This window comes from Rummeliibacillus pycnus (assembly GCF_002884495.1).
Classification (GTDB): Bacteria; Bacillota; Bacilli; order Bacillales_A; family Planococcaceae; genus Rummeliibacillus; species Rummeliibacillus pycnus.
On the sequence record NZ_KZ614145.1, the window covers coordinates 2,093,845 to 2,106,493 of the forward strand.

The window sequence follows — 12,649 nt, forward strand, 5'->3', positions numbered from 1 at the left end:
TCTATTCAAGTTTCTGTTGTTTGTCATGTATAAATAGATGCATCCTTTCCCCTTCAAAACACTATCCCAATTAAGCCATCTCTTTTTTAACTCTGTTTTACTTCATAAAAAAACTAGCTTATATAGAATATTCTACATAAGCTAGCCAAGTACCTAGTAAAATTCTGATTAATCTTCTTTGTTTTCGTGTGCACGATCTTTTTTCAAGATTTTTGAAATTAATTCATATACCAATGGAACAATTAACAATGTTAAAATTGTCGAACTGATTAAACCACCAATAACAGTCACACCCACACCTTTTGAAATCAGGCCTCCACCTTCTGCACCCATTGCCAATGGAATTAATGCACCGATCGTTGCAATAGCTGTCATTAGGATTGGGCGTAAACGTGTTGCACCTGCTTCAAGAATTGCTTCACGCATTGTTTTACCTGCATGTTCCATATGGATAATACGGTCAACCAATACAATAGCATTTGTTACAACGATTCCTATTAGCATTAATAAGCCGATCATGGATGATACACTGATTGTTTCCCCAGAAATCCACAGTGCAACTAATGCACCAATCACTGTAAATGGTAAAGAGAATAAGATAGCAAAAGGAGCTAAACCTTCACCAAATGTAACAACTAAAGTAAAGTATACAATTGCAATAGCAGCAGCAATCGCTAAGCCTAGTTGAGTAAAGGCTTCGTTCATATCTTGTGCTACACCGCCAGTATTGACTTCCACATTGTTAGGTAGGTCTAATTTATCAATCTCTTTTTTAACAGCAGAAGATGCTTTTGTTATATCTTTTGAGGTTACAGTAGCAGTAACATTAGCATAAATTTTTCCTTTACTGCGGTTAATCTCTGCTGAAGTTATCCCCTCTTTAACTTTTACAACATCAGAAACTTTTACCTTCTTGCCTATTGGAGTATCGATTTCCTCATTTAAAACTTTTTGGAATGTATCAGGAGAGGCTGCTTCCTTATGAACATTTACATCGAGTTCTTTACCGTCTTTTGTGACAGTTGTTAAAACTTCTGTTTGTGTATTTGGATTAATCGCCATCGCAATTTGTCCAGTTGTTAAACCTAAAACTTTTGCTTTGTCTTGGTTAATTACTAACGTTTTTTCTGTATAATTTTCTGCTAATGATGATTTAACATCTTTTAAATTCTCTTGGTCTTTCATAATTTTTTCGATATCTTTGATTACTGGTTTGATATCGTCTACAGTGTTGCCATAAACAGAATATGAAATTTCATTGTTTGAGCCTGTAGATGAAAATGATTGACTTTTCCAAGTACCTTTTAAATTAAGGTCTTTTACTTCTTTAACTATTTTTTCTTTTTCATCAGCAAAGTTTTTAGTGTCTGTTTTATAAATAACATATACTAATGCTCCATTGGATGCACCTGGCATCATTGGATTTGAGCCACCAACAGTTGATTGAACAGTCTTAACATCTTTTTTATTCATGATCATCTTTTCAGCGACTTCTACATCATCAATTACCTTATCACGAGTTTCACCAGGTTCAGGGGTATATGTTAAGTACACCATTTTTTGTTCATCATCAGGCAAGAAACTGAAGCCGACTACAGGTGCTAAGAATAAACTTGCCACAAGAACCACAATAGAACCAATAGATGTAACTAATTTATGATCTAACACCCATGAAAGGATACGTTTGTAACCCTTAGCTAATTTACCGTGTTCTTCTTTTTTCGCTTGTTTTTTACCATATAACTCTTTTTTAAATAGTGTATGAGCCATTACTGGAACAATTGTAACAGCCACAATTAACGATGCAATTAATGAAAATGCCATTGTTAAGCCAAATGGTAAGAATAATTCTCCGACCATTCCACCAACTAAACCTAAAGGTAAGAATACAGCGATTGTTACAACTGTAGAAGATAAAATAGGTTTGAACATTTCAATTGTAGCTTCACGGATTAATGCACGACCATGTAATTTTTCGCCCTCAAGATATATTCGACGGTAAATATTTTCGATAACAACAATTGAGTCATCGATTACTCGACCAATCGCTACAGTCATAGCTCCTAATGTCATCATATTTAATGAAATATCCATTTGTTTTAATACAGTTACTGCAATCAACAATGACATTGGAATTGATACCACTGAAATAATAGTTGAACGAATATTACGCAAGAATAGTAAAATAATAATTACTGCAAAAATAGCACCAAATAAAGCCTTATCAAGCATTGTTTGAACTGAGTCTTCAATAGGTTTACCTTGATCAAGTGTCACTTCAATATTGGAACCACTGTTGTCTTTTTCAAACTTATCAGCTTGCTTTTTCACATCATTTACGACGTCAACAGTATTAGCATCCTGTGATTTTACAACTTGTACAGAGATAGCAGGTTGACCATTTGTACGAGATACTGATTCAACTTCACCAACTACTTTGATGGAAGCCAACTCACCCAATTTAACAAATGGTTTTGCTTGTGTCATTTGCTGTGCTGCTAAATTTCCCGGAGCGCCTTGAGATGCTTGTGCAGCTTGTGCTTGTGCTTTAGCGGCTGCTGAATTGGCTGCTGGGCTTTGCATTGTGACAGGAATTTCTAAATTTTTCAAATCTTTTATAGTTGTCATTTTACCATCAACAACAACTGATTGTTCTTTATTTTTAAATTGGAATATACCTAATGGTACTTTGGTGTCCATTGCTTTTACATATTGTTTTATCGTATCTTCTGTTAAACCGTATTTAGTTAATTTCTTTTGATTATATGTCAGTTCAACCTTGTCTACTTGTTGTCCTGATACAGTTACAGAAGAAACACCATCAATACTCTCTAATTTAGGTACGAAATAGTTTTCCGTAGTCTTTGTTAAATCAGCAATAGACTGATTCTTATTTGCAACACTTAAAGCGACAACTGGAAATGCATTAATATTGACGCGATCTACTGTTGGCTTTTGTGCATTTTCTGGAAGTTCTACTTTATCTAATGCTTCTTTAATATTGCTGACTGCTTCTTTCATGTCAGTGCCATACTTAAACTCTATTTGTAGACTTGAAGCATTTTGATAGGAGTTTGAATAGACAGCTGAAACACCCTTTAAATGGTTCACTGCTTTTTCATAAGGGATTGAAATATCATCAGCTACTTGTTGAGGTGTTGCCCCTGGATAAACAGTGGTTATTGTTGCAACTGGAACTGTAATATCAGGAATTGTTTCTAACTTCATTTTTAGTCCTGAATATACACCGGCAACAGCGACAATAATTGTTAATAGCCAAACAGCCAATTTATTTTTCAAGACAAATTTTATAAGCGAGTTCATTGATACACCTTCCTTTTTTGACTTACTGGTCACAATTCAATATAATAATGACTGGACAGTCAAAAGTCAAACTATAGTATAGGTAGAATTGTAGAAAGAGTGAAAATATGTCTAAACGTGATCTAATTATTGAAAAATCTATAGAAATCTTATCAGAACGTACAATAGCATCTACTTCTATACAAGATATTACAAACGCATGTGGCATATCAAAGGGAGCTTTTTATCTTTCATTTAAGTCGAAAGAGGAGCTTTTAATTGCAATTTTTGAATATATTCTTCGTGATATGACAGCAAAATATCAAAGACTTCTGAATTTACAACTTGAGCCAAGAGAAAAACTAACGCAATATTTTATGTTATCATTTCAGTTATTTGAAGAAAACTCAAGCTTTATCTCCACTCATGTGCGAGAGCTAATCTACATTGTTGATAAAGACGTCATAGAAAAAATTCACGATCATTTTCGAGTGGCTGATCATATGACTTTGACGATTTTGAGAGAAGTGTATGATTCTAAAATAAACGATAGCCAATATGATTTACTTATATGTATACGAGGAATGATGAAAGGTTACGCAGAATTTATTGTCATGCAAAAACAAACGATTGATTATTACGAATTGAGTAAACTTTTAGTAAAACGTATTGATACTCTTGTAGAGATAGACGCACAACCTTTAATCACTAAAGAAATGTATGAAAAAAATCCACGAAATTGTATGCATACTCAAAAGGAAGATATTATTGTTGAAATTGAAAATTGCAAAGATAATTATGCTGACAATTCCTTCATAACTGACACATTCAAACTACTGCTTGATGAGTTACAAAAAGAGCGGCCACGTAAAGCATTATTATTAGGAATGTCCTCAAATTTAACTTCAAGTAATCATCTAAGATGGTTAGCTGTTTTAGTAAAGCAATATAGTAATGAAATATAAAAAAGAGCAGCACAACAATATTGTTGTGCTGCTTTTTGTTAGTTCTACATGTAACCCCAAACCATTGCAAGCAATGTACCGAATACAGTGATTACACCAACAACTACTGAGTAAAGAATTGTAATATATAAAGATTTTTTATCTTCTGTTTCACCGATATGCATGAACAATACTAACTGTACAATTGCTTGTGCAATAGCTGTTACAAGTAGAATTGTCATAGCAATACCGCTTGACATACCTTTAAACATCACAACAGTCAATGCTAAGAGTGTTAAAACAAGAGAACCTACAAAGCCCATTACATGCTCTTTTGGAAATAGTTCTTTCATGATTACAACACTCCTTTCAAGTAAACAAAGCTGAAGATAAAGATCCAAACTACATCAAGGAAGTGCCAATATAGTGAGAAGATAAACGCTTTATTTGCTGTTTTAGCATTTAATCCACGTTTTTTAACTTGGATTAAGATACTTGATCCCCATAATAGACCAAATGTTACGTGGGCACCGTGAGTACCAAGTAAAGTCATCAAACTAGATAAGAAGGCACTTGTTTGAATTGTAGCACCATCATGGATATAAGTTAGAAACTCATTAATTTCGACGCCAAGGAAAACTGCACCTAGTAATAATGTTAAGATGTAGAATACCATCATTGCTTTAGTACGTCCTAGACGCATAGCATGAACACCTAAACCAATTAAGAAACTACTAGTTAATAAAGCAAATGTTTCTACCAATACTGGTGGTAATTCAAATAATTCTTTCCCAATTGGGCCTGAACCTGTGCGATCAACTAATGTGAAATACACACTAAATAATGTCGCAAATAGGATGATCTCGGCACCAAGGAAAACCCAGAAACCAAAGATTTTCAAATCATTTTCTTCTGTACTGTATTCTAATGGAAGTGATTTATTTACTTTTGACATTATTTTTCACCTCTCAATCGACGTTCAGTTGCTTCGATTTCAGCCACTTCAATATAATGACCTTCATCATTTTCAAATGAACGATAAGCCATAAAACCTAATGTTGCAATTGCAAATACAATTACTAAAGTCCATTCACTAAAGACAAAGAATAATGAGAATAGGAACATTACGCCAGACATCCACAATGGAGCACCACTGTTATTTGGCATATGGATACGTTCGTATTTACCCGCAGTAATATCTCTGCCTTCTTTTTTCGCATACCAGAATTCATCTAATTGATTGATTTTTGGTACAATCGCGAAATTGTACTCTGGAACTGGACTTTGAGTTGCCCATTCAAGAGAACGTGCATCCCATGGGTCACCTGTTGTTTCACGTGGACTATGACGGAAACTGTAGTAAATATTGTAGCAAATTAAGGCAAAGCCTACTGCCATTGCAAGAGCACCGATGAACGATACCATACTTAATGGACCATAGCCTGTATCAGCTGAGTATGTGTACATACGACGTGCATAACCATCTAAACCTAAAATGAATAGTGGGAAGAAGGCTACATTAAAACCTACTACAATAAACCAGAATGCTGATTTTCCTAATTTTTCATTTAAACGGAAGCCAAAGATTTTTGGCCACCAGAAATGATAACCTGCTAATACCCCAAATACTGTACCTGGGATTAATACATAGTGGAAGTGAGCTACCAAGAACAATGTATTGTGATATTGATAGTCAGCACTTGCCATTGCAAGCATTACACCTGTAACCCCACCAATTGTGAAGATTGGAACAAATGCTAATGCCCAAAGCATTGGTGTTGTGAATGTAATTTTACCGTGACGCATTGTTAACAACCAGTTAAATATTTTAACACCAGTTGGAACAGCTATAAGCATTGTTGTAATAGAGAAAATACCATTAACCATTACACCATGTCCCATAGTATAGAAGTGGTGAACCCATACCATGAATGATAGTAATGAAATAACAACCATACTCATTACCATTGATTTATAACCAAATAAGTTTTTACGTGAGAATGTTGAAATGACCTCACTAAAAATACCGAATGCTGGTAAGATAACGATATAAACTTCAGGATGTCCCCAAACCCAGAATAAGTTAGCCCAAAGCATATCCATACCGCCATCTTGCATTGCAAAGAATTTAGTACCAAATTGACGGTCTAAAGTCATCATTGCAAGTGCTACAGTTAATACTGGGAATGCAAATGTAATAATAACATTTGTGATCAATGCTGACCAAGTGAACATTGGCATTTTCATTAATTTCATACCTGGTGCACGCATTTTCATAATTGTAGTAATGAAGTTGATACCAGTCATTAAAGTACCAAGACCTGAAATTTGTAAAGACCAAGCATAATAGTTATTACCTACGCCAGGGCTAAATTCAGTACTTGCTAATGGGAAATATGCTGACCAACCTGCGTTTGGTGATCCCCCAATAATAAATGAAATATTTAATAAACCTGCACCTACTGCAAATAGCCAGAAGCTAAGTGCATTTAATCTTGGGAATGCCACATCTCGTGCACCAATTTGAAGTGGTACAACGACGTTCATCAAACCAATGATAAATGGCATTGCCATGAAGATAATCATAATTAAGCCATGTGTAGTGAAGATTTCATTGTAATGTTCTGCATTAAGCAATCCGTTTTCTGGAACAGCTGTTTGTGCACGCATTAATAATGCATCTATACCACCTCTAAATAGCATAACCAATGCTACTAAGATATACATGACACCAATTTTTTTATGGTCAACAGTAGTAAGCCAGTTTTTGTAAAGCCATCCCCACTTTTTGAAGTAGGTTAAACCTGCAACAATGGCAACAGCGCCAACTACAATACTAATTGCTGCACCTAAAATCATCGGCTCCTTCATCGGAGCGAATAATTCATCCATGCTCATGTTTGTAACTCCTTTCTTGCCTCATTTCTAATAATAAAAATTGAAGCGATACCTAAGTTATTTAGACATATCCATGCCTTCCATACCATCCATGTTGTCCATATTGTGTGAATCTTTTTTGTTTGATTCGCCACTATGTTTGCTCATGTCCATTTCTGGAGCTGGACTAAATGATAAGTGTGTTGAAGAGAAACTTTCGCGTCCTACAACAGATGTTTTTAATAATTTCTTGAATTTTGCTTCAGTTAATTTTGGTTCATTTGCTTTTACTTCTTTTGCCCATTTATCAAAATCTGCTTGAGACATTGCTTGAGTTTCAAATTCCATTTGAGCGAATTCTTTACCGTTAAAGTTTGAATTTCGACCCATATATGAACCTTCTTGGTCAGCTGCTAAATGAATTTTCGTTACCATATCACTCATCGCATATTTTTGACCGGCTAATTGAGGAATCCAAAAACTTGTAATTGGTCCAAATGAGTACAATCTAAATTCGATTGGTCGATCTGTTGGTATATTCACATAGTTAACGGTTTCAATTCCTTGCTCTGGATAACTAAAATGCCATTTCCAGTCTGATGATGAAGCATAAATAACAAGTGGTTTTTTGTTTTCATAACCAGTTTGTTGATGTTCAACTTTTGATGTTGTAAATATAGTTACAATTGATAAAACTGTTACGATAATAATTGGAATAACAGTCCATGTAACTTCTAATTTTGTACTACCCTCTTCATGTGGCGGTTCATAACCAGAAGGTTGTTTGGATGCACGATATTTTGACAACATGAAGACAAACAACACATATACAACCAATAAGATAAAAGCCATCACAATTATAGATAAGATGATTGTATTTGATAGTGTCTTCGCATTAGGACCTTTTGTATCGAATACCATCAATGGTTGACATCCAGATAATATCATTGTCATGAACGCCATTAAGGCAGGCATGATAAGCACTTTTTTCTTCATAATGTACTCCCTTCTCAAAAAACAATTATAATAACTGTCTTTTTAAAATCTATTGAATTAGCTTTCTGATTGAAGATTACTACAGTGATAGATATGTGAGCATATGAAATTCACTCAATGGTTTAATAGCTACTTTCATACGAACGGACAATAGATAACTATTCTCACATTCTATACAGTGAAAACAGGCACCCAAGTTTACGCACCCTCTTTCTACTGAGAATTTTCAATCTCCCGCAGGATTCATCTGAAATTATAACTCTATATGCTTAATAAAAAAATAAAAAAAAACGATTTGGACAAGAAATTTAACTTATTTTGAACGTTTTGTGGACATAATTTGTATAAAATGTGTACACATTTTAAAGAATGATTCTATTGAATTATAAAAAATCCTACAAAAAACAATTATTTTCTATTAAATAGTTATTATTTTGTTATTTTTCATATGTATACGTTTACATTTCTAAAAAAATAAAAAATCATCTCTAATATAAAGCGCATTAAAGATGATTTTAGTTCTAAATTACTTTTTAATTTTACTAAATATAAGCGCATGTTATATTTCAATCAAATATAATAGAATTTTTCAAGATTTTCGGATTCCTCATCCTTTTTGTCCCTTTACAGAGGAGACTTTCAGTTTGGTTAAAAACCACCAATATCCCATAATATTTTATAGAGATGGTGCTGATCCTCCATCAATATTTACAGCTGTACCACTTACATAAGATGCTGCATCAGAAACTAAGAATGTAATTACATTAGCAGCTTCATCTGTATCTCCTATACGCCCTAGAGGAATAGATTTACCGATTTTCCTTGAATATTCGTCCCATGTCAATCCAGGAGCTTCTTCTTGCCATTTACGTTCAATCTGTGCACTTCGAATTAATCCTATGCAAACTGTATTCACTCTTACATTCATATGCCCAACATCTTTACTCATAGCATTTGTTAATGCCATTCCTGCTGCACGGCTAACCGTTGTTGGCAGTGAAGATGCTGATGGTGTTTTACCAAGTACTGCTGTAACATTGACAATTGCACCTCCACCTGCTTGCTCCATATATTGCAACGCTGCCTTAGATGTATAAATTGCCCCAAATAACTTTAAGTCTAAATCACTTTTCCAAAAATCAGAATCCACATCTAAGAAGGAATTAGCTGCTGAAGTGCCGGCATTATTAACCAAAATATTTAATTTGCCAAATTTCTCCACAGTTTTTGTAATGACATTATAGCAGTCTTCTTCTTTGGTTACATCAGCTACAACAGTTAACACTTTTTTACCTGTTTCATGTAATATTCGTTCAGCTGCTTCATCAAGTGCAGAAGCTGTTCTTGCGCAAATCACTACCTCTGCTCCTTCTGATGCTAATTTTATCGAGGTTGCAAGCCCAATTCCTTTGCTAGCACCTGTTACTACTGCAACTTTCCCTTTTAAGCCTAACTCCATTTTCTATTCCTCCCCTAGTATTCATATAGTAAAAAAGGTTATTTTCTTCAAAAAACACATGAAAGAAATCACAATTAACTTTCATGTTCAAATTCCCCAATATTTCTAACCTATTTAATGTTTTATTTTACTTTACCATATCAAGGACAAATTGGTTAAAGTAAAAAAGACTGTATATAAACTCAAGGTGTCTACAGTCTGAGAGGCCCTTTTTCGATAACTTCATTAATACTTTTAAAATACTCCATAAAAAAACCCTCTTAAGATACCATCATGTATCTTAAGAGGGTTTTTGGTTTTTAATTATTTTTTAGCAATAATGTGAATTGGGTTACCTAGAGCTACTTCGGCAGTTTCCATAGTAATTTCACCTAAAGTTGGGTGAGCATGAATTGTCATTGCTACATCTTCAAGTGTCATACCTGCTTCGATTGCTAGGCCTAACTCAGCGATCATATCAGATGCACCAACACCGATGATTTGACCACCAATTAGTAAGCCATCTTCTTTACGAGCAACAAGTTTTACGAAACCTTCTGTTTCGTTTAATGCTAAAGCACGACCATTTGCTGCAAATGGGAATTTTCCAGTTGCAACTTCAAAGCCTTCTTCTTTTGCTTGATCTTCTGAAAGACCTACAGTAGCCATTTCAGGATCTGTGAAGCAAACTGCTGGAATAGCTAGATAATCAACAATTGATTTTTCTCCTGCAATTGCTTCTGCAGCAACTTTACCTTCATAAGATGCTTTATGTGCAAGTTGTGGACCAGCAACGATATCACCGATTGCATAGATGTTTGGAATATTTGTACGACACTGTTTGTCAACTTTTAATAATCCACGTTCAGCAAACTCGATACCGATTTCTTGTAAGCCCATTTCATCTGTATTTGGACGACGACCTACAGTTACTAATACGTAATCTGCATCTACAGTTTTTGCTTCGCCATTTACTTCATATTTTACAGTTACACCTGATTCAGTTTCTTCAACACCTTGTGCTAAAGCGCCTGTTTCAATTGTAACACCTTTTTTCTTAAGACCTTTTTTAACAATTGCAGTCATTTGTTTTTCAAAGCCAGCAAGGATATCTTTGCCACCTTCTAAGATTGTTACTTGAGAACCAAGGTTTGCATAAGCTGAACCTAATTCAGTACCGATGTAACCGCCACCAATGACAACAAGTTTTTCAGGTACTTCTTGTAATGAAAGTGCACCTGTTGAATTCAACACACGTTTTGAAAATTTGAATGTTGGAATTTCAACTGGACGAGAGCCTGTTGCGATAATCGCATTTTTAAATGTGTAAGTTTGAGCAGATTTTTCAGTGATTACGCGTAATGTGTTCGCATCATTGAAATAAGCTTCACCTTTTACGACTTCAATATTATTACCTTTTAATAATCCAGCAACACCGCCAGTTAATTTTTTAACGACAGAATCTTTGAATTCTTGAGCTTTTTTGAAATCTATTTTCACTTCTGGAACAATTACACCCATATCTTCTGAATGTTTAGCTTGTTCAAAGCGGTGACCAACAGAAATTAAAGCTTTTGATGGAATACAACCAACGTTTAAGCATACGCCACCTACGTTTTCACGTTCAATAACTGTAACTTTTTGTCCAGTTTGTGCTGCACGGATTGCGGCTACATATCCACCAGGACCAGCACCTATGACAATTGTATCTGTTTCGATTGGAAAATCTCCTACTACCATTTTTATTACGCCTCCATTAATAATAATTCCGGCTCACTTAACAAACGTTTAATATTATTTAACGCATGTTGAGCGGTCGCACCATCGATCATTCTATGATCAAAGCTCAATGATAATGCTAACACAGGTGCGGCTACAATTTCACCATTTTTTATTACAGGTTTTTCTGAAATTCGACCAATCCCTAAAATAGCTACTTCAGGATGGTTAATTACTGGAGTAAACCATTGCCCACCTGCTGAGCCGATATTTGTAATAGAGCAAGATGCACCTTTCATTTCATTTGGTGCTAACTTACCTTCACGAGCTTTTGTTGCTAATTGGTTTATTTCATCTGATACCGCAAAGACAGATTTACGATCTGCGTGTTTAATAACTGGAACAAGAAGCCCTTTTTCAGTATCAGCAGCAATACCAATATTATAATAATGTTTTTGAATAATTTCTTGTGTTTCGTCTTCAAATGAACGATTTAATTCTGGGAAATCACGCAAAGTACTTACTAATGCTTTTACGACATAAGGTAAGTATGTTAATTTTATACCTTTTTCAGCAGCAATTTCTTTGAACTTTTTGCGATGTGCAACTAATTCTGTAACATCTACTTCATCCATTAATGTAACATGTGGAGCTGTTTGCTTAGAATGAACCATTGCTTTAGCAATTGCACGACGGATACCAGACATTTTTTCACGAGTTTCTGGGAATTCACCTTCAAGCTCAACAGTTGTTGTGACAACTTCTTTTGTTGGTGCTTCTTCTGATACATTTGCAGTTTCGTTTGCAACAATAGCAGATTGTGCCTCTCCATTTTTAAATGCCTCAATATCCTCTTTTAAGACACGACCATTTTTGCCAGTACCTGCAACTTTTGAAATATCAACTCCGTTATCGCGAGCGAACTTACGTACAGAAGGCATAGCAATTACTCGTGATGTTGAAGCTGAAGTAGTTTCTGATTTTTGCTCTGAAGGTACATCGGCTTTTACAGGTTCTTTTTCAACTTTTTTACCATCTTCAGCTGTTGCTTGAACTTGTGATTCTGTTTCAGATGTATCTTCTTCCTCATCTTTATGACCGTGAAGTTCAAGATCTTCGTATCCAGGAGCGTCAATTTCTAGAAGAACTGTACCTACAGTTGTTAACGTCCCTTCTTCTACAAGTACCTTTTCGATAGTGCCTTCAACTGGAGATGGAATTTCAACAACTGCTTTATCGTTTTGTACTTCTGCTAATACTGTATCTTCTTCGATTTTATCGCCTGGTTTAACGAACCATTTTACGATTTCTCCTTCATGGATTCCTTCTCCAATGTCAGGTAAGCGGAATTTATAAGCCATTTCAGTCACCT

9 protein-coding genes are annotated in these 12,649 nt (G+C 34.9%); 1 reads left to right on the forward strand and 8 read right to left on the reverse strand.

The genetic code is table 11. The features are described 5' to 3' along the window. Positions 1 to 168: 168 nt before the first annotated feature. Complete coding sequence (locus CEF14_RS10420; protein WP_102692799.1) at positions 169 to 3,324, reverse strand: efflux RND transporter permease subunit; 3,156 nt, start codon at positions 3,322 to 3,324, stop codon at positions 169 to 171. Between the two features lie 107 nt (positions 3,325 to 3,431). On the opposite strand from CEF14_RS10420, the gene CEF14_RS10425 reads away from it, so the two are divergent. Beyond that, positions 3,432 to 4,268 carry a TetR/AcrR family transcriptional regulator gene (locus tag CEF14_RS10425; protein WP_102692800.1) on the forward strand — a complete coding sequence of 279 codons (837 nt, stop codon included), beginning with the start codon at positions 3,432 to 3,434 and terminating at the stop codon, positions 4,266 to 4,268. A gap of 44 nt (positions 4,269 to 4,312) precedes the next feature. Here the strand turns inward: CEF14_RS10425 and qoxD are convergent, their stop codons facing one another. The 7 genes from qoxD to CEF14_RS10460 all read right to left on the reverse strand — a co-directional run bounded on the left by qoxD (position 4,313) and on the right by CEF14_RS10460 (position 12,638). Next, positions 4,313 to 4,600 (reverse strand): cytochrome aa3 quinol oxidase subunit IV, encoded by a 288-nt coding sequence (gene qoxD, locus CEF14_RS10430; RefSeq protein ID WP_102692801.1) that lies wholly within the window; start codon positions 4,598 to 4,600, stop codon positions 4,313 to 4,315. A 2-nt stretch (positions 4,601 to 4,602) separates the two neighbouring features. Next, positions 4,603 to 5,202: a cytochrome aa3 quinol oxidase subunit III gene (gene qoxC / locus CEF14_RS10435; RefSeq protein ID WP_102692802.1), complete on the reverse strand. Its 600-nt coding sequence runs from the start codon at positions 5,200 to 5,202 to the stop codon at positions 4,603 to 4,605. Continuing rightward, on the reverse strand, positions 5,202 to 7,145 hold the full coding sequence (qoxB, locus tag CEF14_RS10440) for a cytochrome aa3 quinol oxidase subunit I (RefSeq protein ID WP_102692803.1): 1,944 nt from the start codon (positions 7,143 to 7,145) through the stop codon (positions 5,202 to 5,204). Before qoxB ends, qoxC begins: the two co-directional genes overlap by 1 nt. A 57-nt stretch (positions 7,146 to 7,202) precedes the next feature. Then, positions 7,203 to 8,120 carry a cytochrome aa3 quinol oxidase subunit II gene (gene qoxA, locus CEF14_RS10445; protein WP_102692804.1) on the reverse strand — a complete coding sequence of 306 codons (918 nt, stop codon included), beginning with the start codon at positions 8,118 to 8,120 and terminating at the stop codon, positions 7,203 to 7,205. A gap of 676 nt (positions 8,121 to 8,796) precedes the next feature. Then, positions 8,797 to 9,579, reverse strand: a complete 783-nt coding sequence (locus CEF14_RS10450; RefSeq protein WP_102692805.1) for an SDR family NAD(P)-dependent oxidoreductase — start codon at positions 9,577 to 9,579, stop codon at positions 8,797 to 8,799. A 303-nt stretch (positions 9,580 to 9,882) separates the two neighbouring features. Next, positions 9,883 to 11,298 carry a dihydrolipoyl dehydrogenase gene (gene lpdA, locus CEF14_RS10455; protein ID WP_102692806.1) on the reverse strand — a complete coding sequence of 472 codons (1,416 nt, stop codon included), beginning with the start codon at positions 11,296 to 11,298 and terminating at the stop codon, positions 9,883 to 9,885. Positions 11,299 to 11,303: 5 nt separating this feature from the next. Beyond that, a complete protein-coding gene (locus CEF14_RS10460) occupies positions 11,304 to 12,638 on the reverse strand; it encodes a dihydrolipoamide acetyltransferase family protein (protein WP_102692807.1) in 1,335 nt (444 codons plus the stop codon). Between the last annotated feature and the right edge of the window lie 11 nt (positions 12,639 to 12,649).

What these genes read in the sequence shown, in the direction of transcription:
- CEF14_RS10420 (WP_102692799.1), bottom strand. Translation starts at nt 3,324, where the DNA reads ATGAACTCGCTTATAAAATTTGTCTTGAAAAATAAATTGGCTGTTTGG.
- CEF14_RS10425 (WP_102692800.1), top strand. Translation starts at nt 3,432, where the DNA reads ATGTCTAAACGTGATCTAATTATTGAAAAATCTATAGAAATCTTATCA.
- lpdA (WP_102692806.1), bottom strand. Translation starts at nt 11,298, where the DNA reads ATGGTAGTAGGAGATTTTCCAATCGAAACAGATACAATTGTCATAGGT.
- qoxD (WP_102692801.1), bottom strand. Translation starts at nt 4,600, where the DNA reads ATGAAAGAACTATTTCCAAAAGAGCATGTAATGGGCTTTGTAGGTTCT.
- qoxB (WP_102692803.1), bottom strand. Translation starts at nt 7,145, where the DNA reads ATGAGCATGGATGAATTATTCGCTCCGATGAAGGAGCCGATGATTTTA.
- qoxC (WP_102692802.1), bottom strand. Translation starts at nt 5,202, where the DNA reads ATGTCAAAAGTAAATAAATCACTTCCATTAGAATACAGTACAGAAGAA.
- qoxA (WP_102692804.1), bottom strand. Translation starts at nt 8,120, where the DNA reads ATGAAGAAAAAAGTGCTTATCATGCCTGCCTTAATGGCGTTCATGACA.
- CEF14_RS10460 (WP_102692807.1), bottom strand. Translation starts at nt 12,638, where the DNA reads ATGGCTTATAAATTCCGCTTACCTGACATTGGAGAAGGAATCCATGAA.
- CEF14_RS10450 (WP_102692805.1), bottom strand. Translation starts at nt 9,579, where the DNA reads ATGGAGTTAGGCTTAAAAGGGAAAGTTGCAGTAGTAACAGGTGCTAGC.